26 protein-coding genes are annotated in these 26,908 nt (G+C 75.0%); 13 read left to right on the forward strand and 13 right to left on the reverse strand.

What is annotated here, in order from left to right; genetic code table 11:
- The first annotated feature begins 80 nt into the window (after positions 1-80).
- The 4 genes from ACIO5D_RS01035 to ACIO5D_RS01050 all read left to right on the forward strand — a co-directional run bounded on the left by ACIO5D_RS01035 (position 81) and on the right by ACIO5D_RS01050 (position 4,033).
- A complete protein-coding gene (locus ACIO5D_RS01035) occupies positions 81-335 on the forward strand; it encodes an acyl carrier protein (protein WP_363606230.1) in 255 nt (84 codons plus the stop codon).
- Positions 332-1,582 carry a beta-ketoacyl-[acyl-carrier-protein] synthase family protein gene (locus ACIO5D_RS01040; RefSeq protein ID WP_363606228.1) on the forward strand — a complete coding sequence of 417 codons (1,251 nt, stop codon included), beginning with the start codon at positions 332-334 and terminating at the stop codon, positions 1,580-1,582. The genes ACIO5D_RS01035 and ACIO5D_RS01040 overlap by 4 nt, the downstream gene beginning before the upstream one ends.
- Before the next feature lie 54 nt (positions 1,583-1,636).
- Entirely contained in the window at positions 1,637-2,668 is a 1,032-nt protein-coding gene (locus ACIO5D_RS01045) for an SDR family oxidoreductase (protein WP_363606227.1), read from the forward strand.
- Between the two features lie 195 nt (positions 2,669-2,863).
- Positions 2,864-4,033, forward strand: coding sequence for an alpha-hydroxy-acid oxidizing protein (locus ACIO5D_RS01050; protein ID WP_400651680.1), 1,170 nt, complete (start codon positions 2,864-2,866; stop codon positions 4,031-4,033).
- Between the two features lie 58 nt (positions 4,034-4,091).
- On the opposite strand, the gene ACIO5D_RS01055 is transcribed toward ACIO5D_RS01050, so the two are convergent.
- From ACIO5D_RS01055 to ACIO5D_RS01065, 3 genes are all read right to left on the reverse strand, one after another.
- Positions 4,092-5,351: an NAD(P)/FAD-dependent oxidoreductase gene (locus ACIO5D_RS01055; RefSeq protein WP_400651683.1), complete on the reverse strand. Its 1,260-nt coding sequence runs from the start codon at positions 5,349-5,351 to the stop codon at positions 4,092-4,094.
- A 156-nt stretch (positions 5,352-5,507) separates the two neighbouring features.
- Positions 5,508-5,939 carry a nuclear transport factor 2 family protein gene (locus ACIO5D_RS01060; RefSeq protein ID WP_363606223.1) on the reverse strand — a complete coding sequence of 144 codons (432 nt, stop codon included), beginning with the start codon at positions 5,937-5,939 and terminating at the stop codon, positions 5,508-5,510.
- 6 nt (positions 5,940-5,945) lie between these two features.
- Complete coding sequence (locus ACIO5D_RS01065) at positions 5,946-6,749, reverse strand: MBL fold metallo-hydrolase (RefSeq protein WP_363606222.1); 804 nt, start codon at positions 6,747-6,749, stop codon at positions 5,946-5,948.
- Between the two features lie 370 nt (positions 6,750-7,119).
- On the opposite strand from ACIO5D_RS01065, the gene ACIO5D_RS01070 reads away from it, so the two are divergent.
- Positions 7,120-7,992, forward strand: coding sequence for a PhzF family phenazine biosynthesis protein (locus ACIO5D_RS01070; protein WP_400651687.1), 873 nt, complete (start codon positions 7,120-7,122; stop codon positions 7,990-7,992).
- 134 nt (positions 7,993-8,126) lie between these two features.
- Positions 8,127-9,398: a phosphotransferase gene (locus ACIO5D_RS01075; RefSeq protein ID WP_400793520.1), complete on the forward strand. Its 1,272-nt coding sequence runs from the start codon at positions 8,127-8,129 to the stop codon at positions 9,396-9,398.
- A 73-nt stretch (positions 9,399-9,471) separates the two neighbouring features.
- Here the strand turns inward: ACIO5D_RS01075 and ACIO5D_RS01080 are convergent, their stop codons facing one another.
- Together ACIO5D_RS01080 and ACIO5D_RS01085 are read right to left on the reverse strand one after the other, a co-directional pair.
- On the reverse strand, positions 9,472-9,759 hold the full coding sequence (locus tag ACIO5D_RS01080; protein ID WP_400793522.1) for a ferredoxin: 288 nt from the start codon (positions 9,757-9,759) through the stop codon (positions 9,472-9,474).
- Positions 9,756-10,964, reverse strand: coding sequence for a cytochrome P450 (locus ACIO5D_RS01085; RefSeq protein WP_363606216.1), 1,209 nt, complete (start codon positions 10,962-10,964; stop codon positions 9,756-9,758). The genes ACIO5D_RS01080 and ACIO5D_RS01085 overlap by 4 nt, the downstream gene beginning before the upstream one ends.
- 402 nt (positions 10,965-11,366) lie before the next feature.
- Here ACIO5D_RS01085 and ACIO5D_RS01090 point away from each other — a divergent pair, with 402 nt between their 5' ends.
- The 4 genes from ACIO5D_RS01090 to ACIO5D_RS01105 all read left to right on the forward strand — a co-directional run bounded on the left by ACIO5D_RS01090 (position 11,367) and on the right by ACIO5D_RS01105 (position 13,822).
- A complete protein-coding gene (locus tag ACIO5D_RS01090) occupies positions 11,367-12,452 on the forward strand; it encodes an S-(hydroxymethyl)mycothiol dehydrogenase (RefSeq protein WP_363606214.1) in 1,086 nt (361 codons plus the stop codon).
- Entirely contained in the window at positions 12,449-13,081 is a 633-nt protein-coding gene (locus ACIO5D_RS01095) for an MBL fold metallo-hydrolase (RefSeq protein ID WP_400651695.1), read from the forward strand. Before ACIO5D_RS01090 ends, ACIO5D_RS01095 begins: the two co-directional genes overlap by 4 nt.
- Positions 13,082-13,192: 111 nt before the next feature.
- Positions 13,193-13,594, forward strand: coding sequence for a TIGR03618 family F420-dependent PPOX class oxidoreductase (locus ACIO5D_RS01100; RefSeq protein ID WP_363606210.1), 402 nt, complete (start codon positions 13,193-13,195; stop codon positions 13,592-13,594).
- Positions 13,595-13,657: 63 nt separating this feature from the next.
- On the forward strand, positions 13,658-13,822 hold the full coding sequence (locus ACIO5D_RS01105) for a hypothetical protein (protein WP_363606208.1): 165 nt from the start codon (positions 13,658-13,660) through the stop codon (positions 13,820-13,822).
- Between the two features lie 135 nt (positions 13,823-13,957).
- On the opposite strand, the gene ACIO5D_RS01110 is transcribed toward ACIO5D_RS01105, so the two are convergent.
- From ACIO5D_RS01110 to ACIO5D_RS01125, 4 genes are all read right to left on the reverse strand, one after another.
- On the reverse strand, positions 13,958-15,601 hold the full coding sequence (locus tag ACIO5D_RS01110) for a M4 family metallopeptidase (RefSeq protein WP_400793524.1): 1,644 nt from the start codon (positions 15,599-15,601) through the stop codon (positions 13,958-13,960).
- Positions 15,602-15,888: 287 nt separating this feature from the next.
- Entirely contained in the window at positions 15,889-17,097 is a 1,209-nt protein-coding gene (locus ACIO5D_RS01115) for an alpha/beta hydrolase family protein (protein ID WP_400793526.1), read from the reverse strand.
- 161 nt (positions 17,098-17,258) lie between these two features.
- Positions 17,259-18,560 (reverse strand): DUF5685 family protein, encoded by a 1,302-nt coding sequence (locus ACIO5D_RS01120; RefSeq protein WP_400793527.1) that lies wholly within the window; start codon positions 18,558-18,560, stop codon positions 17,259-17,261.
- A gap of 121 nt (positions 18,561-18,681) precedes the next feature.
- Positions 18,682-19,269: a DinB family protein gene (locus ACIO5D_RS01125; RefSeq protein WP_363606202.1), complete on the reverse strand. Its 588-nt coding sequence runs from the start codon at positions 19,267-19,269 to the stop codon at positions 18,682-18,684.
- A gap of 148 nt (positions 19,270-19,417) precedes the next feature.
- On the opposite strand from ACIO5D_RS01125, the gene ACIO5D_RS01130 reads away from it, so the two are divergent.
- Positions 19,418-19,900 carry a GNAT family N-acetyltransferase gene (locus ACIO5D_RS01130; protein ID WP_400758231.1) on the forward strand — a complete coding sequence of 161 codons (483 nt, stop codon included), beginning with the start codon at positions 19,418-19,420 and terminating at the stop codon, positions 19,898-19,900.
- Positions 19,901-19,961: 61 nt separating this feature from the next.
- Here the strand turns inward: ACIO5D_RS01130 and ACIO5D_RS01135 are convergent, their stop codons facing one another.
- The 3 genes from ACIO5D_RS01135 to ACIO5D_RS01145 are packed head-to-tail and all read right to left on the reverse strand — an operon-like array spanning position 19,962 to position 22,842.
- Positions 19,962-21,194, reverse strand: a complete 1,233-nt coding sequence (locus tag ACIO5D_RS01135) for a cytochrome P450 (protein ID WP_400793528.1) — start codon at positions 21,192-21,194, stop codon at positions 19,962-19,964.
- Between the two features lie 30 nt (positions 21,195-21,224).
- Complete coding sequence (locus ACIO5D_RS01140) at positions 21,225-22,619, reverse strand: NAD(P)/FAD-dependent oxidoreductase (RefSeq protein ID WP_400651711.1); 1,395 nt, start codon at positions 22,617-22,619, stop codon at positions 21,225-21,227.
- Positions 22,609-22,842: a ferredoxin gene (locus ACIO5D_RS01145; protein WP_363606198.1), complete on the reverse strand. Its 234-nt coding sequence runs from the start codon at positions 22,840-22,842 to the stop codon at positions 22,609-22,611. Before ACIO5D_RS01145 ends, ACIO5D_RS01140 begins: the two co-directional genes overlap by 11 nt.
- A 273-nt stretch (positions 22,843-23,115) precedes the next feature.
- Here ACIO5D_RS01145 and ACIO5D_RS01150 point away from each other — a divergent pair, with 273 nt between their 5' ends.
- Positions 23,116-23,679 (forward strand): XRE family transcriptional regulator, encoded by a 564-nt coding sequence (locus tag ACIO5D_RS01150; RefSeq protein ID WP_363606196.1) that lies wholly within the window; start codon positions 23,116-23,118, stop codon positions 23,677-23,679.
- Positions 23,676-25,163, forward strand: a complete 1,488-nt coding sequence (locus ACIO5D_RS01155; RefSeq protein ID WP_363606195.1) for an MFS transporter — start codon at positions 23,676-23,678, stop codon at positions 25,161-25,163. The genes ACIO5D_RS01150 and ACIO5D_RS01155 overlap by 4 nt, the downstream gene beginning before the upstream one ends.
- A 174-nt stretch (positions 25,164-25,337) precedes the next feature.
- Here ACIO5D_RS01155 and ACIO5D_RS01160 read toward each other — a convergent pair whose 3' ends face one another.
- Entirely contained in the window at positions 25,338-26,783 is a 1,446-nt protein-coding gene (locus tag ACIO5D_RS01160; RefSeq protein WP_400793736.1) for a DUF2252 domain-containing protein, read from the reverse strand.
- Positions 26,784-26,908 lie beyond the last annotated feature (125 nt).

The following is a 26,908-nucleotide window of genomic DNA, read 5'->3' on the forward strand; positions in this document are numbered from 1 at the left end:
GACCCGACCGGACCCGACCGGACGGGACCCGCCCGCCCGCACCGACCCGCACCGCCCCGTATCGGAAAGGAACGACGGACATGCCCACACGCGAGGACCTGGCCCTGCTGGTCAGGACCACCATCTCGGATGTGCTCGGCACCGAGGTGGAGGAGGTGCACGAGCGGACCAGCCTGCTGGCCGACTACGGCATCGACAGCCTGGAACTGATGGAGATCGGAGCCCGGCTGGAACGGGCCCTGAAACTGCGGATCGAGGTGGCGGACCTGACCGCCGCGCAGAACGTGGGTCAGGCCATCGACCTGCTCCGGATCCGCACGGCGGAGCCCGCATGACCGGCCGTCACCGTTCGGGCGGACACCGCGTCGCCGTCACCGGCATCGGCGTGAAGTCACCGGCGGGCAACGACCCGGAGGAGGCGTTCACCACCGTACTGAAGGCCGACCGCACCGCCGCCACCGTCGCCGGGTGGCTGGCCGAGCAGGACCACCCGGTCCAGTTCGCCTGCCTGGTACCGCCGTTCGACCTCGACGCCTACCTCACCCGCCGTGAGTCGCGCCAGATCGACCGCACCACCCAACTGCTGCTCTGCGCGGCCGCCGACGCCGTGGCCGACGCCACCCTGCCGGCCGGACTGCCGCCGGACCGGGTGGGGGTGCAGATCGGCACCGGCATCGGCGGCCTGCCGAGCATGGAGGCCGTCACCCTGAGCCACGGCGACCGGCCCAGGGACATGCCGGTGCACACCGTGCCCCGCACCATGGCCAACTCGCCGGCCTGCCGACTGGCCATGCGGTACGGCTTCCAGGGCCCCTGCACCACGTACTCCAGCGCCTGTGCCAGCGGTACCACCGCCGTCGGCGAGGCCGCCCGGAAGGTCAGGTACGGGGAGCTCGACGTGGCGCTGGCCGGGGGCGTCGACTCGGCCGTCACCACCGTCGTCGTGGGGGCGTTCGCGCGGATGCGGGCGATGTCCACCAGGAACACTGAACCCGAGCTGGCCAGCCGTCCGTTCGACACCGACCGGGACGGCTTCGTCATGGGCGAGGGCGCGGCCGTGCTCGTCCTCGAACGCTGGGACGCCGCCCTCGCCCGGGGCGCGCGGATCTACGGCGAGGTCGCCGGTTACGCCGACACCTGCGACGCCTCCCACATCGTGGCCCCGCAGGAGGACGGGGGGACCGCCGCCCGGTGCATGCGGCAGGCCATCGCCGACGCGGGGCTGTCCACCGCCGACATCGGCCACATCAACGCCCACGGCACCTCGACGCTCCTCAACGACCGTGCCGAGGCCCGGGCGGTCGACCGCTGCTTCGCCGGGCAGCCGCCGCCGCTCACCGCCTCCAAGGGCGTCACCGGCCATCTGATCGGCGGCTCGGGAGCCCTGGAGGCCGTGCTGGGCCTGCTCTGCGCCGCCCGGGGGGTGGTCCCGCCGATCGCCAACCTCCGCTCCAGCGCGGAGGCCGACCTGGTGGACCTGGTCCGCGGCGCGCCGCGCTCCGTCCGGCCCGCCCCCGTCCTCTCCAACTCCTTCGGATTCGGCGGCCAGAACGCCTGCCTGGTTCTCGTCCCGGCCGGCTGACCAGGCTCCGCCCGCAGCGCGACAGAACAGCCGCACCCCGACAGAAAGGAAGCCATGCGAATCCTGGTCACCGGAGCGACCGGTGTGGTCGGCGCCGAGGTCGTCGAACGGCTGCGCGCCGCCGACGGCCCCGCCCGGCACACCGTCACCCGGGTCGCCCGGCGGGCCGCCGACGACTCCGTGCTCTGCTGGCGGATCGGCGCCGAGCCCGCGCCCGCCGTCCTCGCCGGGCACTGGGACGTGATCGTGCACTCGGCGGCCTCCACCCGCTGGACCCTCAGCCGGGCGGAGGCGACCGCCGCCAACATCGACCCGCTGCGGGCCGTCCTGGCCCTCGCCGACCGGGACACCCACCTCGTCCACCTCTCCACCGCCTACGTCGGCGGCGTCCGCAACCCCGAGGACCTGCGGGGCGCCGAGTTCGAGGGGTACCGCAACGGCTACGAGTGGTCCAAGGCGGTCTGCGAGGAGGTCGTCCGCGCGGAGCACGACGGCCCGCTGACGCTGGTCCGCCCGCCGCTGATCGTCGGCCGCCGCGACAGCGGCGAGATCGCCCGCTTCTCCGGCCCCTACACCGTGCTACAGGCGCTCGTCTCGGGCCTGGCCGCCGTGGTCGTGGGCGACCCGGCCGGCTATGCCGAGATCAGCCCGGTGGACGAGGTCGCCGCCCTCGTCGCCGAGGCCGCGCTCGGCGCGCCCCCGGACGTCCCGCGCACCGAGGTGCTGGCGGCCGGCCGCGGCAGCCTGACCCTCGACTCCCTGCTCGACGTCATCTGCGGCACCCTCAACGAATGGCGCGCCGCCCACGGCGTGGCCCCCATCGAACGGCCGCCCCTGGTGTCCGGCGACAGCTGGAACCGCTTCTTCCTGCCGCTCGCGGACCAGTACCTCTCGCCGTTCCAGAGCCAGGCGGTCAAGCTGCTCGCCATGTTCCAGAGCTACACCAGCATGAGCGAGCCCTTCGAACCCACCCGGACGGTGCACGACCCGGCCGCCGTCATGGCGGCCTCCGTCCGCCACTGGGCCGCCCGCAAACCCCGCCTCGCCCTGGCCCGCCCCGAACCCTGGACCCTGCTCGCTGTCTGACCCGCCGTCCGATCCGCCGTCCAGCCGGGCCGGGGATGCGGCACGGCGCGCTGGTCACGCACTGAACGCGCCACACCGGGCGGTCCCGCACCGGTCCTCCTCCTCCCCGCCGGGCCGCGGGTTTGGCAGGGTGGGGGCTGCCGCCGCCCGGGACGGGCCCGGGCCCGGCGGCCCACGGAAGGACGGCGACCGGCGATGGCAGGGCAGCAGTTCGGCGACTACCAGAACGAGATCTACTTCGACGGGCTGTTCGGCGTCCAGCCGACCCTGCCGATGACCTTCGCGGACCTCGAAACGCGGGCCCGGGCCGCACTGTCGCCCTCGGTCTGGTCGTACGTCGCGGGCGGCGCCGGTGACGAGCGGACCCAGCGGGCCAACGTGAGCGCCTTCGAGGGCTGGGGCCTGGTGCCCCGGATGATGGTCGGCGCCCGGCAGCGCGACCTCACCGTGGACCTGTTCGGCCTGCGGCTGCCCTCGCCGCTGTTCCTGGCCCCGATCGGGGTGATCGGCCTCTGCGCCCAGGACGGCCACGGCGACCTCGCCGCCGCCCGGGCCGCCGCCCGGACCGGGGTGCCGATGGTCGCCTCCACCCTGTCGGTCGACCCGATGGAACAGGTCGCCGACCGGCTGGGCGACACCCCCGGTCTGTTCCAGCTCTACACGCCCACCGACCGGGCACTGGCCGAGAGCCTGGTGCGCCGCGCCGAGGGGGCCGGCTTCCGGGGCATCGTGATCACCCTGGACACCTGGCTCACCGGCTGGCGGCCGCGCGACCTCGCCACCGGCAACTTCCCCCAGCTGCGCGGTCACGCGCTGGCCAACTACACCAGCGACCCGGTGTTCCGGGCCCGCCTCGCCAAGACCCCGGAGGAGGACCCGAGGGCCGCCGTGCTGGAGTGGGCCGGTGTCTTCGGCAACCCGCTCACCTGGGACGACCTCCCCTGGCTGCGCTCGCTCACCGATCTGCCGCTGGTCCTCAAGGGCATCTGCCACCCCGAGGACGTCCGCCGCGCCAGGGACGGCGGCGTGGACGCGGTCTACTGCTCCAACCACGGCGGCCGGCAGGCCGACGGCGGCCTGCCGGCGCTGGACGCGCTGCCCGGCGTGGTCGAGGCCGCCGACGGCCTGCCCGTGCTGTTCGACTCCGGGGTGCGGACCGGCGCGGACGTGGTCAAGGCGCTCGCCCTCGGCGCCACCGCGGTCGGCGTCGGCCGCCCGTACGCGTACGGGCTGGCCCTGGGCGGCGAGGACGGTGTGGTGCACGTCCTGCGCTCGCTGCTCGCCGAGGCGGACCTGCTGATGGCGGTGGACGGCTACCCGGCGCTCGCCGACCTGCGTGCCGACGGCGCCCTGCGGCGGCTCTGAGCGCGCGGCAGGGCGCCCGTCGGCCCGCCGCGCGCCTCGGCGGTCCGTCAGCGGCCCGTCAGAGGTCCGTCAGCGGGACGGCCGGGTCGGCCAGGGCCTTGAGGTCCACCGCCCGGCCGGACCGGACCAGTTCGCGGATCGGGTCGGTGACGTCCCACACGTTGACGTTCATGCCCGCCAGGACCCTGCCCTCGGCGACCCAGAAGGCGATGAACTCGCGGGTGGCCGGGTCGCCGCGGAAGACCACCCGGTCGTACCCGCCGGGCTCGACGTAGCCGACGTACTCCAGGCCCGCGTCGTACTGGTCCGAGAAGAAATACGGCACCCGGTCGTACACCTCGTCCTGCCCGAGCATCGCGCGGGCCGCGGTCTGCGGCTGGTTCAGCGCGTTGGCCCAGTGCTCGACCCGGATGTGCCGGCCGAACAGCGGGTGGAAGGCGTTGGCGACGTCGCCCGCCGCGTAGATGTCCGGGTCGGAGGTGCGCAGCCGTTCGTCGGTCCGGACGCCGTTGTCGATCTCCAGCCCGGCGGCCTCGGCGAGCGCGGTGTCCGGGGTGATGCCGATGCCGACGATCACCGCGTCCGCGGCCACCGTCGCGCCGTCCGCGAGCCGTACGCCGGTGACCGCGCCGCCCGCGCCGGTCAGCTCCTGGACGCCGGCGCCGAACCGCAGCTCCACGCCGTGGTCGCGGTGCAGGTCGGCGAAGACCTGGGCGACCTCGCGGCCCAGCACCCGCAGCAGCGGCAGCTCGGCCGCCTCCAGCACGGTGACCTCGGCGCCCGCGGCCCGCGCCGCCGCCGCCGTCTCCAGGCCGATCCAGCCGGCCCCGATCACGGCCACCCGGGCGCCGGGCCTCAGCACCGCCCTGATCCGGTCGCTGTCCTCGACCCGGCGCAGGTACAGCACCCCGTCCAGGTCCGCGCCGGGCACCGGCAGCCGGCGCGGCACCGAGCCGGTGGTCAGCAGCAGCTTGTCGTAGCCGATCTCGCCGTTGTCGGTGAGCGTGACGGTGTGCGCGGCCGGGTCGATCGAGGCGACCGCGGTGCCCAGCCGCAGGGTGATGTCGTGCTCGGCGTACCACTGCGGCGGGTGGACGTAGATCTTCTCCCGCGGGGTCTTGCCGAGCAGGTATCCCTTGGAGAGCGGCGGCCGCTCGTACGGCCGCTCGTGCTCGTCGCCGATCAGGACGATGCCGCCCCCGTACCCGGCCTCGCGCAGTGCCTGCGCGGCCTTCGCGCCGCCGAGGGAGGCCCCGACGATCACGTACGGGCGCTCGCGCCCGCCGCCGTCGGCCGTCCCCGCCGTGTTCGTGCTCATGCTGAACTCCTCGCTCTCCGGCCGGAATCACCGACAGCCTGCCGCCGTCCTGCGGGCCTGTCGAGGCCGCGCCGGGCGCGCCGCGACAGGCTCCCCCGAACGGGTGAAGCAGGGTTCGAGCGGGTTTAGAGCGGGTGCTAGGTGGTTCTGCGCGGGTCAGGCCGTCATCGCGGCCCTGACCAGGGCGGTGTCGACGAACTGCTCGAACCGGACGATCCGGCCGCCGCGCACCGTGAAGTGGTGCGCCACCCGCACCGCCAGGGGGCGGCCGGTGGCCTTGTTGACGGCGGTGTAGCGGGCCAGCACGACCACGTTCTCGCCGTCCACCACATAGCGGTCGTCGTGCGCCGTCCAGCTGTCCCACTCGGCGGCCAGGCGCTCCATCACATTGCTGGTGACGCCCTTCGGCGTGCGGTAGGTGCCGGCCAGCGGGAAGCCCGCCATCTCGGTCCACTCCACGTCGTCGGCCAGGGTGGCCCGCAGTGCGGCCAGGTCCCCGCGGGCCGAGGCCAGGTACTGGCGGCGCACCACGTCGGCGGGGGCGTCGGACTCGGCGAACGAGGCCGCGGCCTTCGGAATCTCGATCATCGCGGCTCAGCCCCAGGCCATTTCGCCCTTGGCGACCTTCGTCCCGAGGTCGACCGCCAGCTTCAGGCCCAGATCCGGGAAGCGGCGCTCCAGCGCCTCCTTGGCGGCGGCCGCGTCGGTGGTGCGGCCGATCTCCGTCTCGAACGCCCGCAGGTAGTCCCGGGTGTGTCGGATCGCGGTGGTGTCGGTGGGTGCGCCGGCGGTCCGGTGGCCGGCCGCCACGAACGTCGGCTCCAGCGCCTCCATCCCGTCCAGCAGGTCGATCCAGGCGGCCCGCTGTTCCGGGGTCGGGGTGTCGGCCGTCCAGACGTGCAGGCCCTCGAAGAGCAGCACCCCGCCGAGGATCGCGTGGTGGTGGTGGAGCCAGAGGTAGTGCCGTTCCGGCAGGTGGAAGTCGGCGCCGCGCAGCTCGAACCGGTGGCCCTCGAAGACGAGCTCGTCGTTGTGCAGCACCTCGGGCCGCACCAGCCGGGTCGGCAGCTCCGGCCCGAGACGGGCCCAGGCCTTCAGCTTGTCCTCGTAGGACTCCTGGATGTGCTCGACGGTGGCCGCGGTGGCCAGGAACCGGGCCTGCGGGAAGGCGGCCTGGACCTCCTCGGCGCCGAAGTAGAAGTCCGGGTCGCCGTGGCTGACGAACACCGTGGTCAGCCGCTTGCCGGTGGCGCGGATCCGCTCGGCCAGCCGCCGCCCGTCGGAGCGGGTGAACCCGGCGTCCACCAGCAGGGCGTCGTTCGGACCGGTCACCAGCACGGAGGTCTTGTTCAGTGAGCTGTCGGGGCTGTCGATGACCTCGAAGTCGAGGGAGCTCATGGGGTGTCCTTCCTCGGGCCGGCCCGGCCGCCGTACGCCGGGCGCGCGTCGCCGCCCAGCATCGGCTCCGACGTGCCCGCCCGCACGCCGGACTGGGCCGGGCGGGGGACGGGCGTGGTGCGGCCGGCCGGGTACGGGGCCGGGCTCGTCGGCGCCGGGAGGGACCCACCGGACCGGGGCCGCCGCCGGGTGGTCAGCAGCGCCGTCAGCACCGCGGGGGCCGGCGCGCGGCCACCCGGGCCGTGCTGCGCTGAGAGGGCCTGCGCTGAGGGGGCGTGGGCGGGGCGGAGGGGGCGCGTGGCGATCCGAGTGACACCGGTTGCGGCCGACGAACGGGAACAGCCGTCGGACGGACGGCGTTCGAGCGGTCATGACCAGTGACACCGTGCCCGTGCCCCCCGGCGGCGAGATCCTTCGCTACGCCGCCTTCACCACCCGCCCGGACGGCGGGAACCCGGCCGGCGTCGTGCTGGACGCCTCCGGTCTCTCCACCGAGCGGATGCTCGCCATCGCCGCCGAGGTGGGCTACTCGGAGACGGCGTTCCTGATACCCGGCCGGGCCGAAGGCACCTACACCGTGCGGTACTTCAGCCCGCTGCTGGAGGTGCCGTTCTGCGGTCACGCCACCGTCGCCTCCGCCGTCGCGCTCGCCGAGCGGACCGGTCCCGGCCACTACGTCTTCGCCACCCCGGCCGGCGAGGTGCCGATCGAGGTGGACAAGGACGCGGACGGCGTGCTGCGCGCCACCCTCACCAGCGTCGAGCCGCACGTCGAGGAGGCCGGCGAGGCGGACGTCGCCGAGGCGCTCGCCCTGCTCGGCTGGTCGCCCGAGGACCTGGACGCCGCGCTGCCGCCCCGGATCGCCTACGGCGGCGCCCGCCACCTGGTGCTCGCCGCGGCCACCCGTGACCGGCTCGCCCGGCTGGCGTACGACTTCGACGGCCTCGCCGCCTATATGACGGCCCGCGATCTGGTCACCCTCCAACTGGTCTGGCGCGAGAGCGAGGACGTCTTCCACGTCCGCGACCCGTTCCCGGTCGGCGGCGTCGTGGAGGATCCCGCCACCGGTGCGGCCGCCGCCGCCTTCGGCGCCTACCTGCGCGAACTGGGCGCGGTGACGGTGCCGGCCACACTGACGCTGCACCAGGGCGACGATCTCGGCCGCCCGGGCCTGCTGCACGTCGAACTCCGCGAGGGCGACGCCCGGGTGCGGGTCTCGGGGGCCGCCGTGGCGATCCCGTAGCCGTGCCACCGGGGCCGACGGGACGGAGGCACCGGCGGGCCGGGCGGCCGGCCCCGGACGGGCCCAGCGCCTACGCCGTACCGGCGGGCCGAAATTCGGTCGCGAGGGCGGGCCGGATGAGGGAACCTGCCCGGATGGAACGAGCGAACGGTCGGACGGTCAGCGTCCACCTCACCCACGGGGACGACTACTTCGGGCCGGTGGGCCCGTTCGAGGTGGACGGAGGGTGGTGGTCGGCCGTCGGGCCGGTGGTCGAACGGGTCTCGGCCGTGGCCGGAGTGCCGGTGACGGTGGTCCGGCTGGCCGAGGTGGCGAGCGGCGAGGGCGGTAGCGGCGGGCATGTGGTCTACCACGCCGAGGCGTTGGAGCGGCCCGCCGCGCCGGCCCCGCGTGAGCCGGGCGCCGACCTGGCCGCCTTGCTCGGCCCGGCCGAGCGGCGGGCCGGCTGGGCCACGCCCGCCGGGCTGCGCGACGTCCTGGACTGGGCGGAGCGGACGCTGGGGAAGGCGGGTCGTCCCGTGGCCGGCCGGGCCCGGCAGCTCAGGACGTGGAACCTGTCCGGCCTGTTCCGCTACTCGACCACGACCGGCGGCGACGCCTGGCTGAAGGCGATCAACCCGGTGTTCAACGCGCGCGAGGGCGAGGTCATCGCCCTGCTCGGCGGCGTCGACGCGACCCTGGTGCCACCGGTGCTCGGCGCCGACCCGGAGCGCGGGCTGCTGCTGCTCGACCATGTGCCCGGGGAGGACTGCTGGGGCCCGTCCGCCGAGACCGTCGCGGACGTGCTGCCCCGGCTGGTCGCCGCCCAGGCGGCGCTCGCGGCGGACGGCCGGGCGGCCGCCGCCGGTCTGCGCGACCGCACCCCGCGCACCCTCCTCGGCCAGGTCGACTCCCTGCTCGACCGGCTGGAGGCCGGCACCGGCCCGGCCCGCTCCGATCTGACGGCCGGTGAACTCGCCGCCGCCCGCGCCCTCGCCGCGCGACTGCCCGCACTGGTCGGTGAACTGACCGCCTGCGGACTCCCCGAGACGCTGGTGCACGGCGACTTCCACCCCGGCAACTGGCGCTCCGACGGCACGCACACGGTGATCGTCGACTACGCGGACTCCTGCCTCGGCCACCCGGCGCTGGACGGGCTGCGCCCGCGTCAGTACGTCTCCGCCGAGCGCTGGGCGCAGATCGCCGGTGTCTGGGCGCGCGCCTGGCGGGAGCATGCCCCCGGCTCGGACCCAGAGCGCGCCCTGGAACTGGTCGAGCCGCTCTACCACCTCTCGTACGCGGTGCGGTACCAGGAGTTCCTGGACCACGTCGAGACCAGCGAGCGCCCGTACCACGAGGGCGATCCGGCGAGCGAGATCCGCAAGGCGCTGGCCTGGGCGGGCGAGCCGGGGCAGGTCCCGGCCTGACCGCCCGTCCGGGACGGGCGGACCGTCGCCGGTGCCCCGCCCTCCCCGGGAGGGCGGGGCACCGGCGCGGGCGTCACTCGGCCGGGGCGAGCCGGTGGCCGTGGCGGGCGGAGTAGAGGGCGATCGCCTCGACCGGGCAGAAGTCCACGGCCTCGGCCAGCGCCTCCGTCAGCCGCTCGCCGTTGCCGCCGCTGCCGTCACCGTCCGCGCCGTCGACGGAGCCGCGCACCGGGCGGGCCAGCCCGTCGGCGCCGAGCGCCAGCGAGCCGGGTGCGGTGAGCGCGCACATCCCGGAGCCGATACAGCGGTCCCGGTCCACCCGGACCACCACGGCGTCGGCGTCCGCCGCGTCGGCGGTCACCAGGCGACCTGGAGGGAGTTCGGGCTGCGCGTCAGCAGGCCGCGCCGCCAGTCGATGTCCGTCGCCCCGGCGAGCCGCAGCGCGGGCAGCCGGCGGGCCAGCCGGTGCAGGGCGAGCTCCAGTTCCATCCGGGCCAGCCAGGCGCCCAGACAGTGGTGGGGGCCGGCCCCGAAGGTGTACATCGGCGCGGCGAGCGGGGAGAAGAGCTCGGTCAGCAGGTCCCCGGTGAACACCCCGGGGTCCTTGTTGGCGGCCCCGGTGTCGGCGGCCACCACGCTGCCCGCCGGGATGACCACCCCGCCGATCTCGACGTCCTCCACGGTGCGCCGCAGCAGCCCGGGGAGGATCTTGGCGTCCCCGAGCGGGACGGCGCGCAGCAACTGCTCGGTGGCCGCGGCCGCGCTCTGCTCGTCCGCGGCGAGCCGCTGCCAGGCGTCCCGGCCGTCGCCGAGCAGGTAGACCAGGGCGTTGCCGAGCGTGGTCATGGTGGTCTCGTGCCCGGCCACCACCAGGCCGATGACGAGCGAGACCAGCTGCGCCTCGCCGATGTCGCCGCTCTCGTCGGCCGCCGTGAGCAGACTGCTGACCAGGTCGTCGCCGGGGGCGGCGCGGCGTTCGGCGATCAGCTCGGTGCCGAACGCGGCGAAGTCGTCCATGGCCGCCCGGATCGCCTCGGCGGAGAAGGCGGTGGCGGAGAGCGCGTGGTCGCTCCAGTGGGCGAGGCGCTTGCTGTCGAGGCCGTCCAGACCCATCAGGCGGCTGATCACGGCGATCGGCAGCGGGCGGGAGTAGGCGGCGACGATGTCGGCGGGGGAGCCCTGGTCGATCAGCTCGTCCAGCAGGGACTCGACCACCGAGGCCACCCAGGGGCGCCAGCGCGCGATCGCGCGCGGGGTGAACGCCCGCTGCACGGTGCGGCGCAGCCGCTGGTGCCCGGTGCCGTCGATGTTCAGCATGCTCTGCGGGTCGTCCAGGATGTTGGGGGTGAGCGACAGCGGCGGCGCGTCGGCGGCGTACAGCGGGGCGCGGCCCAGACGCGGGTCGGTGAGCACCTGCCGGACGTCGGTGTGCCGGCTGACCAGCCAGACCGGGGTGCCGGTGGGCAGCGCGGCCAGGCGGGGCGGGCCCGGCTCCAGGTGGCGCAGGCAGTGCAGCGGGATCAGGGGCGCTTGGGCGGTGCCGGTCGCACTGTTCTCGGCGGACATCCGTACTCCAGACTCCAGGGCGGTGGGCCGCACGGGGCGGCCCGACGGGGGGTGGATCCGGGGAGGTGCGCGGGCGGGGACGGTTCGGCGCGGGTCGGGGTGGTTCGGCCGGGGTGGTTCGGTCGGGGTGTGGCAGGTCAGCTTCGACCGTACGTGGGTGACGGTCCGCAGTCAGCGGCACTTCCAGCCATCGGCGGCCGGTTCAGGGCACGATGACGGGTGCTCGGTGCCGTGCGCGCGCCCCGGCCGACGCGGCCGGCCGGGCCGACCGGGTCACGGTGAGCCGGATCACCAGGCCCGTACGCCGGGGGCGCGGCCGGACGGGCGCTACGCTTCGTGGGCAAGTCATTGATGCAGGTCACGCCGGTGCGGAGGCGCGCCGGCCGACGGAGGTGGAATCGGATGGCCCAGCAGGTCAAGGCAGTCATCGCGCGCGCCAAGGGCGCGCCCGTGGAGGTCACGACGATCGTCGTGCCCGACCCGGGTCCGGGCGAGGCGGTGGTGCGGATTCAGGCCTGCGGTGTCTGCCACACCGACCTGCACTACCGCGAGGGCGGTATCAACGACGAGTTCCCGTTCCTGCTGGGCCACGAGGCGGCGGGCATCGTCGAGTCGGTCGGCGCGGGCGTGACCGAGGTCGAGCCGGGTGACTTCGTCGTCCTCAACTGGCGCGCGGTCTGCGGTCAGTGCCGGGCCTGCAAGCGCGGCCGGGCGCAGTACTGCTTCAACACCCACAACGCCAAGCAGAAGATGACCCTGCTGGACGGCACCGAGCTCTCCCCGGCCCTGGGGATCGGTGCCTTCGCCGAGAAGACCCTGGTCGCGGCCGGGCAGTGCACCAAGGTCGACCCGGCCGCCGACCCGGCCGTCGCCGGGCTGCTGGGCTGCGGTGTGATGGCGGGCATCGGCGCCGCGATCAACACCGGCAACGTCGGCCGCGGCGACACGGTCGCGGTGATCGGCTGCGGCGGGGTCGGCGGCGCCGCCGTGCTCGGCTCGCGCCTGGCCGGCGCGTCGAAGATCATCGCGGTGGACATCGACGACCGCAAGCTGGCCACCGCGCAGCGGCTCGGTGCCACCCACACCGTCAACTCCCGTACCAGTGACCCGGTCGAGGCGATCCGCGAGCTGACCGGCGGCCACGGCGCGGACGTGGTGGTCGAGGCGGTCGGCCGTCCGGAGACGTACAAGCAGGCGTTCTACGCCCGCGACCTGGCCGGCACGGTCGTCCTGGTCGGCGTGCCGACGCCGGAGATGGCGCTGGAGCTGCCGCTGCTGGACGTGTTCGGCCGGGGCGGCGCGCTGAAGTCCTCCTGGTACGGCGACTGCCTGCCCTCGCGGGACTTCCCGATGCTGATCGACCTCTACCTCCAGGGCCGTCTGGACCTCGGCGCGTTCGTCACCGAGACCATCGACCTCGACCAGGTGGAGCAGGCGTTCGAGCGCATGCACCAGGGCGACGTGCTCCGTTCGGTGGTGGTCCTGTGACCACCGCGCGCATCGACCGGCTGGTCACCGCCGGCACCTTCGAACTCGACGGCGGCAGCTGGGAGGTGGAGAACAACGTCTGGATCGTCGGTGACGACGCCGAGGCCGTGGTGATCGACGCGGCCCATGACGCCGACGCGATCGAGGCGGCCCTGGGCGGGCGCCGGCTGCTGGCCATCGTCTCCACCCACGCGCACAACGACCACATCGACGCGGCCCCCGCGCTCGCCGCCCGGACCGGCGCGCCGATCCTGCTGCACCCCGACGACCTTCCGCTCTGGAAGCTCACCCACCCCGAGCGGCTGCCGGACGCCGAACTCGCCGACGGCGGGCGGATCGAGGTGGCCGGCACCGTGCTGACCGTGCTGCACACGCCCGGGCACGCGCCGGGCGCGGTCTGCCTGTACGCGCCGGACCTCGGGACGGTCTTCACCGGCGACACCCTCTTCCAGGGCGGCCCGGGCGCCACCGGCCGGTCGTTCTCGCACTTCCCGACCATCATCGACTCGATCCGCGACCGCCTGCTCTCCCTCCCCCCGGAGACGGTGGTCCGCACCGGGCACGGTGACCCGACCACCATCGGTGCCGAGGCCCCGGCCCTCGCCGACTGGATCGCCCGCGGTCACTGAGCCGTGCTCGCCGCCGAGGCGGTGCGGCGTCGCCAGGACCTGCGCCGAGGCGGTGCGTCGCCGTCCGGCCCGGTGCCCGCGCACCGGGCCGGACGTCGTACGATCGCGGGCATGGCCCATGATCCGCGCGAGCTCGACGACGCCTTTCTCTCGTTCTGGCGGGAGCGGCACATCTCCACGCTGACCACCCGGCGGCCGGACGGTTCGCCGCATGTGGTGCCGGTGGGGGTGACGTACCAGCCGGAGACGGCGGTCGCGCGGGTGATCAGCAGCCGGACCAGCCGCAAGGTGCGCAACGTGCTGGCGGCCGGCCCTGCGGGGATGCGGGTGGCGGTCTGCCAGGTGGACCGGGCGCGCTGGTCGACGCTGGAGGGCGTGGCCGTCGTCCGGGACGAACCGGGGGAGGTGGCCGAGGCCGTGCGCCGTTACACGGAGCGGTACCGGGAGCCGCGGGTGAACCCGGACCGGGTGGTCATCGAGATAGCGGTCGACCGGGTGCTCGGCCGGGCGTGATCCGGCCGCCCGACGGCGGGGGTGTTTATCGGCTGTTGATCGCCGGGGCATAACGTCGGGGGCATGAACGAGAGAACGGCCGAGGTGCCGGGTGCGCGGGTGCGGCCCGACGGGCGGATGACAGAGCAGGACACCGAGCGGTTCCGGGCGCTGCTGGCGCGGTTGGAGCACTCGCTGGCGGCGGACCGGCGGACGGGGCCGGCGGCGGTCGCGAGCCGGGATGTGTGAGCGCGGGCGGTCGGCGGCCGGTGGTCCGGTGGCGGTGGTGCCGCTCTGGCAGCGCGGGCCGGGACCAGGCGGGGGCGCACACCGGCCCGAGACGCGGGGGCGCCCCGGGCCGGTGGCGGGTGGTGGCGGCGAGGGTCAGCCGACCGCGACGGCCGACCAGGCGGCGGCGACCGCGGCGTACTCGGCGCTGCCCGCGCCGTAGAGGTCGGTGGCCGCCTTGAGGGTGGCCGTCCGGGCGCCGGCGTACGTGGTGCCGGACGTCATGTAGACGGTGAGTGCCCGGTACCAGACCGCGCCGAGCTTGTCCCGGCCGATGCCGGTCACGGTCGAACCGTCGCAGGTGGGGCTGGAGTAGGTGACGCCGCCCACCACCTTGGTGCCGCTGCCCTCGGCGAGCAGGTAGGCGAAGTGGTTGGCGACGCCCGAGGAGTAGTGCACGTCGAGGTTGCCGACGCCGGAGCTCCAGCAGTCCGCCGACTTGGTGTCCTTGGACGGCTGGTCCATGAACCGCAGCGCGGCCTTGCCGAAGCCGGGCTTCACGATCTGCTCACCGATCAGGTAGTCACCCGGGTCGGCGGGGTTGGCGGCGTAGAACTCGACCAGGGTGCCGAGGATGTCGGAGGTCGCCTCGTTGAGCCCGCCGGACTCGCCGGAGTAGGTGAGCTTGGCGGTCCGCGAGGTGACGCCGTGCGACATCTCGTGCCCGGCGACGTCCAGCGAGACCAGCGGCCCGAAGGTCGTCCCGTCGCCGTCGCCGTACGTCATGCAGAAGCAGCTGTCCTGCCAGAAGGCGTTGTTGTAGCCGCTGCCGTAGTGGACGCGGTTGTACGCGCCCTTGCCGTCGCCGGCGATGCCGTTGCGGCCGTGCACGTTCTTGTAGTAGTCCCAGGTGACGTCGGTGCCGTACTGGGCGTCGACGGCGGCGGTGGCCCGGTCGGCGGTGGTGCCGGTGCCCCAGTGGTTGTCGGCGTCGGTGAAGAGCACGGCGGGCGCCCGGCTGATGCAGATGCTGCCGATGCAGAGGTCGGTCTTGTTCTGCGCGTCGCCGGTGTAGGTGCCGCCCCGGGTCGGGTCCTTGAGCTGGTAGGAGCCGCCGGCGGCGGTGGCCTCCAGCGGGACGGTGCCGCTGTAGAGCGAGGCGCCGTCGCCGGTGACGGTCTCGATCGCGTCCCAGGTGGCGATGGTGCCGCCGGTGGCCGCGTCCGACAGCACCGTGCGGGCGACCGGGTTGCCGAGGTAGTCCTGGCCGGCGGCGGTGGTCTGCCAGGCGAGCCGGGGCGTGCCGTGCAGGGCGTCGACCACCAGCTCGGCCGTGGCGTCGGCGTTTCGGGTGGCGGGGCCGAGGGCCCGGACGGCCTGGGCCCGCGCGGTGGCGGCCGGGACGGCGGGCGTGGTGGTGGGCACCGCGAGATCGCCGGCGGCGGCCCGGTCGGCTCCCGTGAAGGCGCCGCCCGGGGCGAGGTGGACGACCAGGTCGCCGCCGAGCACCGGCAGTCCGGCGAAGGTGCGGTCGTAGCGGACGTGCCGGCCGCCGTCGGCGTCGGCGACGACGTCCCGGACGGTGCGGCTCTGCGCCGGGGTGATGCCGAGCCGGGCGGCGTTGGCGGCGAGTGCCGCGTCGGCGGCCGAGACGGCGGCCGAGGAGGGGGCGGCGGCGGAGGCGGCCGGGCCCGGTTCGGGGGCGGCGAAGGCGGTGCCGGGCAGGGCGGTGGCGGTGAAGGTGACCGCCGCGACGGCAACGGCTATGGCACCGGCGGTCGTTCGGATGCTGAACGGCATCGTGCTCCTCGGGTTCTCGGCGAAGGCCGCGGCGGCGGCGCACGGCAAGGTGCGCCGCCGAGCGGGCGCGGCGGCTGGACGCGGTGAACTCCGGCAGCGGTGAAGCGTGCTGAGGCGTGGTGGCGCGTTGCGAGGGGGCTGCGCGCCGCGCGCGGCAGGACGTGCCGAGGGGTGCGCGCGGCGCGCGGGGGCGGGGGCGCTGTGCGGAGAGCTGCCGGGAGAGCTGTTTTACATGCTCAGGTCACGGCGCGTCCAGAGGTTCGGCCCGAACTCGTCGAGGACACGGCCTACTTGGCGAACAGGACCTCCGGATACGCCGCCGAGGGCGCGTCCAGCAGCCGGGCCGGACGGTTGAGCAGATGCCGGTCGAAGAACGCGCCGAGGTACGCCCGGGTGGCGGCGAGCGCACGGTCGCCCTTGATGGTGCCGTACTGCCCCTGTGCGGTCTCGGGCGGTACCTGGTCGCGGACGCCGAGGGAGTCCACCAGCCAGTGCACGTCGCAGAACGACAGGTGGCCGCCCTCCGGCAGGTCCAGCCAGCGCTTCCAGCCGGTCAGGTGCTGCCAGGTCTCGTCCCAGTTCGCCGTCGGGGACGCGCCGGCGTGCCGCTGGGCGCCGAGCAGCAGCACCGGGCGGGAGAGGCCGTCGGCCGGGAGCGGGACGAAGACGTCGCCGTCCAGGTTGGCGGCGGCGCGGATCCGCCCGTCCTCGCGCATCGCCTCGATCGCGCTCGCGCCACCGATGGAGTGACCGGCCGCGCCGATCCGGGAGCGGTCGATCTGCAGCCCGCGGACGAGCCCGGGCCCGGGCGCGGTCAGCCGGTCGATCAGGAAGCCGATGTCCTTCGCCCGGCTGAGGGTGACCTCGGCCGCCCGCTGCTCGTCCACCCGGTCGCAGATCAGGCAGGACTCCACCCGTCCGTCGGGGAACTGCACGACGGTCTCGTAGGTGTGGTCCAGCGCGGCCACCGCGTAGCCCCGGGCCGCGAGGTCCTCGGCGAGGGCGGTGAGGGAGGTCCGGCTGTAGCCGTAGCCGGGGGAGAGCACGACCAGCGGGTGCCGTCCGGGCGCCGGCACCGTACGGGCCTTCACCCCCGTGCCCACGGTGCTGAGGTCCGGGGTGCCGTACAGGGCCGTGGACACCTCGGGGGAGATGTAGGGCAGTTGCTCGCCGCGCGCGGACTGTGCCGGGTACCAGAGGGTGGCCATCAGTTCGCGGGTGGCCGCGTCCGGCCGCCAGGGGTCGTGCCGGCCGGTGTCCACCAGGTGGACCGAGGTGGCGCCGACCGGCCGGCGGGTGGTGGGCGCGGGCACCTGCGGTGCGCCGGCCGCCGCGTCGGCGGGTGAGCCGAACGAGGATGCGGTGGACGGCGGTTCGGCGGTCGGGGAGGCGGTCGGGGAGGCGGCCGGCGCGGCCTGCGGGCCGGCCAGCGAGAGCAGGACGGCGATGGGCACGGCGAGCAGCGCGGCCGTCCGCCACCGGGGGGTTGTCGACATGACGCCACGTTAGGTCCGCGACCGCCGTCGGCGCGTCCTGTGGGCGGCGTAACCCGCTCGGCCGCAGGTCGGAGCCGCCACGCCGGGCGGGCCCGCCGCCCGGATGAGCCCGCCTCCACCCAGGGGCCCTTGCCGGGCGTCCGGGCCCGGCCTGCGCCGGTTCAGCAGCTGCCGCAGTCGCAACCGCCGTCGCAGCCGCACCCGTCACAGCAGCCGCCGTCCCCGCAGCACCCGTCGCAGCAGTCGCACCCGTTGCCGCAGCAGTCGCAGCCGTCGCCGCAGTCGTGCCGGGAGCACCAGCCCTCCCTGCGCTCGCGCGAGAACGGGTCGTCGTGGTCGCAGCACATCAGCCGGCAGGTGCAGGCCATCAGCGCCCAGACCGCGCAGCCGGCCAGCAGGTTGCGCGGGTGCGGGGGCGGGGCGCCCGGCGGGCTGAAGCCCGGTCCCTGCGGCACCCACGGGGGGACCGGTGCGCCCGGCTCGCCGGGCGGTGCCTGGTCCGGGTCCTGCCGGGGCGGCGCCTGGTACGGGTTGCCGGCGGTGCCGGTGTCGGTGGTGCCGTCGGTGCCGGCGGCCGTCCGGGTGCGGCAGGAGACGGCGTGCGCGGCCGGGCCGAAGACCCGCTCGACCGCGCGCTCGGTCTCGTGCGCGAGCAGGACGTGCACCAGCGCCCGGTCGGTCAGCTCCACCTCGCGCAGGGCGAGCCGGATGCCGTGGACGGCGTCGCGGCAGAGGCGTTCGGCCTCGGCGCGGTCGGTGCCGGTGGCGGTGAGCGGGTTCCAGGCGCCGCTCGCGGCGTCGGCGGCCTGGTCCTCGGCGGCGTCCAGCAGATGGGCGAGCCGGCCGAACAGCCGGCCGGCCTCGGCCAGCGGGGCGGCGTTGCCGGGCCGGCCGGCCAGTACGGCGGTGTGCGCGAACGCCGCCGAGGTGGCGCTCTCGGTGGGCTCGGTGACCAGCAGGGCGGAGCCGCCCGGTGCCAGCTCCCGCTCCAGCCCGCCCTGGCGGGAGGCGGCGTCGAGCAGCACGGCGGTGTCGAAGCCGACCGCCGAGGCGCTGCCCGCGCTCTTGCGGTCCCAGCGCCTGGTCACCGCCCGGGCCCCGGCGGCGACCGGACGGCGGGCGAACACGCCGTCCCGGTCCTCGACGTGGTCGCGGATCTTCACCGAGGCGAGCGCCAGCGAGACGGCGGCGGCCAGCCGGGCGCCCTCGCCCCTGGCGACCGACGCGGTCCGCATCCCGCGCAGCGGGCAGGGCCCCGCGGTGCGGCGCCAGGAGGCGTCGTCCTTCGCGCTCTGCGCCTCGACCAGCACCGAGATGATCAGGCCGTCGTAGTTGGTGGCGGTCCGGGCCAACTGGCCGTGGTCGTCGCGCAGCGCGAGGCAGAGCCCGCACAGATGCGCCATCCAGGACGTCTGCAGCCGCTCCGAAAGCCGGTGTCTGCACGGTCTGATGATGCCGAACATGATCCCCCTCGCCGGGCCGGGCCGAACCGGCCTCTGGCTGCGGACATCATATGATCAGCGGCTGGTAGCTCTGATGGGCCGTACCCGCCCGCGAACCGCCCCCGGCCTCCCGCTCTCCCGACTACGCGCCGTGGTCGGCCTCCTTGGCCGCCCGCTCCACGCGGTTCCGGTGGTCCTCCCACCACACGGCGTCCCCGGGTGCCATGTTGCCGCTGTCGCTCCGCTGCCCCACGGCCCCGTCGACGAGTTCCCGCACGATGTCGGCGTGCCCGGCGTGCCGGTCGGTCTCGGCGATCAGGTGGACCAGCGCGCGGTGGAGCGTCACCTCACTCCGCCGCCCCCAGGGCACCCGGCCGACCGCGTCCAGGGGCAGCGACTCGATCGTCGCGTCCGCGTGGGCCCATACCCGGCGGTACAGTCCGACGATCTGCTCACGGGTCTCGTCGGGCCTCGCCCACAGGTCCGAGTTCGGCTCGGCGTCACCGGTGATCCAGAGCGGCGGCCCGTCGAACGGCCGCCCGAAGCCCTCGCCGAGGTACATCGCCTCCGCGCCGGTCATGTGCTTGACCAGCCCCAGCAGATTGGTGCCGGTCGGTGTCATGGGGCGGCGAACGTCGTACTCGGACAGACCGTCAAGCTTCCACAGCAGGACGTCGCGGGCGTCCTGAAGATAGACGCGCAGGTCTTCCTTGGGATCCGATGCAGCCATGGGGGCCAGTCTGCCGTCCACGCGGTCTTTGTTCACCCTCTTTGTCCACCCCCCTCCGCCCGTGGCCACGCGCAGCCGCTGCCGCCCCTGCCGCGGCCAGGGCAAATGCCGTGGACCGCCCCGTGGGCGGTGCGACAGACTCGCCCGCATGCTGACTCTGCGCGTTCTCACGACAGACGACTGGCCGTTGTGGCGGGAGGTCCGCCTCGCCGCGCTCGCCGAGGCGCCGCACGCGTTCAAGTCCCGGCTCGCGGACTGGCAGGACGGCGGCGAAGAGCGCTGGCGGTCCGGCTTCCGGGCGCCCGGCGCCCACCACGTCGTCGCCCTGCTGGACGGCCGGGCCGTCGGAATGGCCCGCGGCGTCCCCGGGGACGGCACCGGGAAGGAGCTGAGGTCGGTCTGGGTCGCTCCCGGGGCGCGCGGCCGCGGCGTCGGAGACCGGCTGCTCACGGCGATCGAGGCCTGGGCCCTGCGGTCGGGCGGCACGGTGCTGAGGCTCGCCGTGATCCCGGGCAACGACCCCGCCCTCGCCCTCTACCTGCGCCACGGGTTCGCCGTCACGGAAGAGCCCGGCGATTTGCTGCCCGACGGCGTGACCAGGGAGTGCGTGATGGCCAAGCCGCTGCACTGACCGCGAGTCACCGCGCCGACCAAACGGCGCGCGGCCCGGACGGACCACCTGACAGGAAGCGCTACGGCGCCTCAAGGCCGTCGAAGGCCACGGCCAGATGGCGGGGACCGCGCAGGACCGGGCTGGGCCGGTACGGCGGCGGGTCGGCCACCAGCCGGGGATCGCGCAGCCGCCGGGCGAGTTCGGTCAGGGCGATGTGCGCCTCCAGGCGGGCGAGCGGCGCTCCGAAGCAGTGGTGGATCCCGTACCCGAAGCCGAGGTGCTGGGTGTCCTCGCGGGTCGGGTCGAAGCGGTCGGGGTCGGGGAAGCGCTTGGGGTCCCGGTTGCCCGAGGCGAGCAGCAGCCAGACCGGCTCGCCCTTGGGGAGGACGGTGCCGGCGATCTCGATGTCCTCCAGGGGGCTGCGCTGGGGCAGGATGTGCACGGGCGGTTCGTAGCGCAGCAGTTCCTCCACGAGGGCGGGCGCCGTCTCGGGGGCGTCCCGCAGCCGCCGCAGCTCCTCGGGGTGGCGCAGCAGGGTGAGCATGCCGTTGGTGACCAGGTTGACGGTGGTCTCGTGGCCGGCGATCAGCAACAGGACGGCGGTGCTGACCAGTTCGATCGGCGAGAGGCTGCCGTGCGGTCCGGAGTCGGTGGCCCAGGCGGAGAGCATGTCGTCGCCGGGGTGGTGGCGGTGCTCCTCGGTCAGCCCCCAGAGGTACTGGCCGAGTTCGTGGCGGCCCCGTTGGGCCGTGCGGAGCTGCTCGGCCGGGTCCTCGGTCGGTCTGAGGCCGGCGAGTGCCGCGTCGACCAGGACGCGGAAGTGCGGTTCGTCCGCCTTGGGCACGCCCAGCAGCCGGCAGATCACCGTGACGGGGAAGGGGTAGGCGAAGTCGTCGACCACGTCGAACTCCTGCCGGCCGTCCAGGGCGTCGATGAGGCCGGAGACGGTCCGGGTCAGCTCGCCGCGCATGTCGTGGATGCGGCGGGGGCTGTGCGGGGGGCCGAAGGGCCGCATGGCCAGCCGGCGCAGCCGGTCGTGCTCGGGAGGGTCGAGCCCGATGAAGGCCGGCGGAAGGGTCTCGTCCTCGGCCGCGCCGCGCAGGGGGCTGGACGTTCCGGGGGCGCGGCTGCGCACGTCGGAGCTGATGCGCGGATCCTCGAGCAGCCCGCGGATCTCCCAGTAGGTGGTCACCAGGTGGACGCCGCTCTCGTCGCGCAGCACCGGGGTGCGGCGGAGCTCGGCGTAGAGGGGGTAGGGGTCGGCGCGGTTGCTCTGGTCGAGGATCTGCCGGACCGGGCTGGTGGAGGGCATGGGCGGGTTCCTTGGGGCTCGGCCCGCCGGTCAGGCCGGGGCGGGTGTGAAGACGACCCGCCGCTCGCTGGGCGAGTGACCGGTGAGGGTGACGGTGGGGCCGTGGCTGGGCAGTGCCGGGTCGGGGAACCGGGCCGGTACCGGCTGCTGTCCCCCGCCCGGTCGGTCGACGGCGTGGAAGGAGGGCGGGAAGGGGGCCGCGTGCTCGATCAGCCGCTGGTAGAAACCCATCCATTTCGCCTGGTCGAAGCCGACGGCGGCGATGATGCGGCCCTGGTGGCCGTAGGCGGCCACGAAGCGGCGCTCGGCGAGCGAGCCCTGGGTGACGACCAGTTCGTCGGCCATCGAGGGCACTCCGACCGACTTGACGGTGACGCCGAACTGCGAGGACCAGAACGCGGGCGTCCACAGGTGCGGGCGGCGCTCCGTCCCGGGGCTGATCATGTTGTGCGCCGCGATCTCGGCCTGTGCCACGGCGTTGCCCCAGTGCTCCAGTGACAGGAACTGGTAGCCGAACAGCGGGTGGGGGGTGCGGGCCACGTCGCCCGCGGCGAAGATGTCGTCGGTGACGATGCCGTGGATGTCGAAGGCCCGGCAGCCGGCGTCGCAGGCGATCCCGCGTGGGCCCGCCGCCAGCCCGGTCCCCTCCAGCCACCCGGTGTTGCGGACCGCGCCGAGCGCCACCACCGCCACGTCCGCGTCCAGCTGGCTGCCGTCGGACAGGTGGGCGCGGCGCAGCCGTCCGGCCGGGTCGCCCTCCAGGGCGGTCACCGTGATCCCGCAGCGCAGGTCGACACCGTGGTCGCGCTGGAGGTCCGCCGCCGCGGTGCCGACGACCCCGCCGAGCGCCCCGACCAGCGGGGCCGGACCGCGCTCGGCGACGGTGACCTCCAGGCCCCGCTCCCGGCAGGCGGAGGCGATCTCCGAACCGGTGAAGCCGGCACCGATGACCAGGATCCTGCGGGGCCGCCCGGCGAGCCGTCTGGTCAGCCGGGTGGTGTCGTCCCTGGTGCGCAGGACGCAGACGCCGTCCAGCGACGCCTCGCTCTCCTGCGGCCAGGGCCGCGACCGCACGCCGGTGGTGATGAGCAGGCGGTCGTACTCCACCGCGTCGCCGTCCGCCAGCAGGACCCGTCTGTTCTCGCGGTCGAGTCCGGTGGCGGCGGTGCCGAGTCTCCACCGCGCGTCCACGGCCCGCCGCCGGGGCAGGTCGGTGTCCTGCGGCAGCACCTGGCCCAGGAGGACCTGCTTGGACAGCGGTGGCCGGTCGTAGGGTTCGTACGGCTCGTCCCCGACCAGGGTGAGCGATCCGCCGAACCCCTCCTCGCGCAGGTGCTCGGCGGCGCGCAGCCCGGCGAGCGAGGCGCCGACGATGACGATGCGGCCGTCTCTGCGGAACGCCCGCACGGCGCTGTCAGCAGCCATCGCCGTGCCTCGTCCGGGTGTCCCGGGAATCGTCCAGGCGGTCGACGAGAATGGCCTGGACCGGGCAGGCGGCGGCCGCGCGCAGCACGTCGTCGCGGTGCGCCTCGTCGAAGCGGGGCCGGTACATCAGGGACTCCTCGCCGTGCAGTTCGAAAACCTCGGGTGCCAGGAAGACGCACTGGGCGAACGCCTGGCAGCGGTTGAGATCGACGACGACTCTCATGCCGACCCTGCCCCTCTTCCGTTCTTCCGGTTCGGCTCTTCCGTCCCGACGGCCGCGTGGGCGGGTTGCCCGCACGGCCGGATGACGGCGGCTCCCTCTTCCAGCATGACCGGACCCGCCCGCGGCGGCACGCGCGGGAGTTCCGGCGGTCCGGTGACCTGGCTGCCCGGCCGCCCGGCCTGGTGCGGGCCGCGGGGCCACCGGGCGGGCCCGCGGCGGACGGGCCGGTCGCCGCGCCCCTGGTGATCCCGGATTCGGGATAACATCGCGAATATGGGAATCGACACCGCCGCCGATGAACGGCTGGCCGCCCGTCTCGCCGAGCTTCGGGTCCAACGTGGCTGGACCCTGGAGGAGTTGGCCCGGCGGGCGGATGTCAGCCGGTCCACGCTCTCCCGGGTCGAGCGGGCCGAGGTGAGCCCGACGGCCGCTCTGCTGGGGCGGCTCTGCGCCGTCTACGGGCGCACCATGTCCCGGCTGCTGGCCGAGGTCGAGTCGGCCCCGGCCCGGCTGGTCCGGGCCGGGGACCAGCGGATCTGGCGGGACGAGGAGACCGGCTTCGTCCGCCGCTCGGTCTCCCCGCCGCACGGCTCGCTGCGCGCCGAGATGATCGAGGGCAGGCTGCCCGCGGGCGCCGACCTCGGCTACGACCGGCCGTCCGTCCCCTGCCTGGAGCACCATCTCTGGGTGCTGGAGGGCCGGCTGGAGCTCACGGTGGACGGCGAGCCGCAGCTGCTCGCGGCCGGGGACTGCCTGCGCTTCGTCGGTGGCGCCACCCGCTTCCACAACCCCGGGCCCGAGGGCGTCCGGTACGCGCTGGTGGTGGTCGAACCGTGAGCCCCGCCGGGCCGGCCGCCACCGGACCGATATCCGCCGAGCGCTTCGACGCCGCCGGCCGCCGCGTCCTGCTGGTCTGCGTCGCGGGCGGCTTCACCACCCTGCTCGACCAGTCCGTCCTCAACACCTCGATTCCCGCCCTGCGCGAGAGCCTGCACGCCCAGCCCGCGCACCTGCAGTGGATCGTCGCCGGGTACTCCCTGGCCTTCGGCCTCGCCCTGGTGCCCGGCGGCCGGCTCGGCGACGTCAAGGGCCGCAAGTGGTTCTTCGTCACCGGCCTCGCCCTGTTCAGCGCCGTCAGCCTGCTCTCCGCGACCGCCACCGACCCCACGGTCCTGGTGGCCGCCCGGCTGCTCCAGGGCGCCGGGGCCGGGCTGGTCAACTCCCAGATGATCGGCACCCTCCAGGACGTGTTCAGCGGCCAGTTGCGGGCCCGCGCGCTCGGCATGTACGCCGTCACCGGCGGCCTGGCCTTCGCGCTCGGCCCGCCCATCGGCGGCGCGGTGCTGGCGGCGGTCGGCCCCGGGTTCGGCTGGCGGCTGACCTTCCTGCTCAACGTACCGTTCGGGCTGGCCACCGTCGCCCTGGCGGCCCGCTACCTGCCCCGCCCGCGCCCCAGCAGCCGGAACGCCGACCTCGACCTGGTCGGCCTGCTGCTGGTCGCCGCGCTGACCCTGACGCTGATGCTGCCCTTCGTCCAGCCGCCCGGCTGGGCCGGCTGGCTCGCCTTCGCCGCCGGCGCCTGCCTGCTGCTCGGCGCGCTGGCCTGGTGGCAGCGCCGCTACGCCCGGGCCGGCGGCCACCCGCTGATCCACCCGGCGCTGCTCCGCTCGGCGCCGTACGCGCTCGGCACGGCGGTGGCGATGGCCCAGTTCGGCTCCTCCATCGCCGCCGGGCTGGTGCTGACCATGTTCCTGCAGGACGGCCTCGGCCTCTCGCCGATGGGCGCGGCCCTGGTCTCGCTGCCCTCGGCGGTGGCGATGGGCTTCGCCTCCGCGCTCGCCTGGCGGGTCGTCCGGCGCTTCGGCCGACGGACCGTCACCGTGGGGATGACCGGCTCCGCCCTGGTGATGCTCGGGAGCGGGCTGGTCGCGCACTGGGCGCCCGCCGCGCTGCTGCCCTGGCTGCTCGCGGTGCTGCAACTGTTCGGCGGCACGGCCGTCGGTCTGATGGGCGCGACCAATCAGGCGTATGTGCTGCGCCACGCGCCCGCCGAGGCGGCCGGGGTGAGCGGGGCGATCCTGCAGATGACGCAGCGGATCGCGGCGGCGGTCTGCGTCTCCGCGCTCTCCGGGGTCTATCTGCGCGCCACCGCGGGCGGGGGCGGCCACCGGTCGGCCTATCTGTACGCGAGCGCGGTCTGCGCGGCCGTGGCGGGGCTGGCCGTGCTGGCCTCGGTGTGCGCGAGCCGCGCGGGGCGCACGGGCGAGGCCGCGGCGCCGGCGGCCGCGCCCGGCCCCTCGCCGGTCCGGGCGGAGCGCTGACACGGGGGTTCGCGCGGCCCGCGAACAGCCGGTCGCGCCGTCATTGGTGGATTCCGGTCACCGTCGAGGCCGGGCACCTGGTGCACCGCACCCGGCCGGCGGAGTTCGTCGCGGCGGTCGCGCCGTTCCTCGACCCCGCCGGCCGGGCCCGCGGTGAACGGATGTGACGGACCGTCAGACGCCGTGCTCGGCCGGGAGGCGGCCGGCCCGGATCGCTGCCACCAGGTCGGCGTGGTCCGCCTCCGTGCGGTCCGCGTAGGCCACCGCGAACGTGGCCACCGCGTCGTCCAGCGCCTCGTTCTTGCCGCAGTAGCCGCCGATCAGGCCGGGGTTCGCGGTGTGCGCGTGGGCCCGGGCCAGCAGCGCACCGGTGATCCGGGCGTAGTCGTCCAGCTGGTCGGGCAGCAGCGCCGCCGGGTCCACGCTGCCCTTGCGGTTGCGGAACTGCCGTACCTGGTAGGGCAGTCCGTCGGCGGTGGTCCAGCCGAGCAGGGTGTCACTGACCACCTGCATGCGCTTCTGGCCGAGCACCACCCGCCGGCCCTCGTGGCTGTCCGGCGCCGTCACCGGGTAGCCCGCGCGGGCCAGGTGCGGCAGCAGCGCCGACGGGCGGGCCTCCTTCACCTGGAGCACCAGCGGCTGATCGCGGTGGTCGGTCAGCAGCACGACGTACGAGCGGGTGCCGACGCTGCCGGTGCCCACCACCCGGAACGCCACGTCCTGCACGCGGTAGCGGGAGAGCAGCGGGTGCAGTTCGGCGGGCACCGTCCGCACGTACGGGCCGAGGGCGACGGCCACCGCGGCGGCCGTCGCGTCGGTGACCTCGCTGAGCACCGGGGGAGCGGCGGTGAAACGCCGGCCACCCTCCGTGTCGCGGACGGTGGACTTGGCGGCGAACCTCGCGCTGGTGTTGCCGAGCGCCTTCGCGCCGACCCTCTGCAGCACCTCGGCCAGGCCGTGCGCCTGGGCGAAGGAGACCAGCTCGTCGTCGGCGACGGCGTTCCAGGCGTCCAGGGCGGGCAGCTTGGCGAGCGCGCGCATGGTGCGCCGGTACGAGCCGGCCGTGTCGAACGCGGCCTGGCGCGCGGTCGCCGCATCGGCGCCGATCTCCCGGCCGGCCAGCACCAGGCTGGCGGCGAGCCGCTTGAGGTCCCACTCCCAGGGGCCGGGCGCGGTCTCGTCGAAGTCGTTGATGTCCATGACCAGTTGGCCGCGGGCATCGCCGTAGAGGCCGAAGTTGGCGGCGTGCGCGTCACCGCAGAGCTGGGCGGCCGTCCCGGTGGTCGGCGTGCCGACCAGGTCGGCGGCCATCAGGCCGGCCGCGCCGCGCAGGAACGCGAACGGCGTGGCCGCCATCCGGCCGAGCCGGATCGGCACCAGGTCGTCGAGCCGGCCGGCGTTGGACGCCTCGATCGCCTCGACCGCGGTCGGGCGGTCGGGGGAGGGCGTGAACCCGGCGTGCCACTCGCGCGGGGTGCGCTTGCGCAGGGCCTTGCCGCGCTCACGCGCCAGACCGTCCTGCTGCGGCGCGAACCCGTCCACGGTGAACCGCCGCCCCGCCGCCCGCCCCGTCCCCACCACGTCGGCCCGTGTTCCGGACCCGTTCACCACTTCGGTCAGCTGCGTCACTGCGCCCCGCCCCGCCTTTCCGTTCTCCCGCCCGCGACCTGCACGGACCCGGCCCCTCGCGGGCCGCGCAGCAGGCTACCGGGCCATCTTGAACGGCCCGCGCGGAGAGGGACGTC

It is taken from the genome of Kitasatospora sp. NPDC087315 (assembly GCF_044744345.1).
Lineage (GTDB): Bacteria > Actinomycetota > Actinomycetes > Streptomycetales > Streptomycetaceae > Kitasatospora.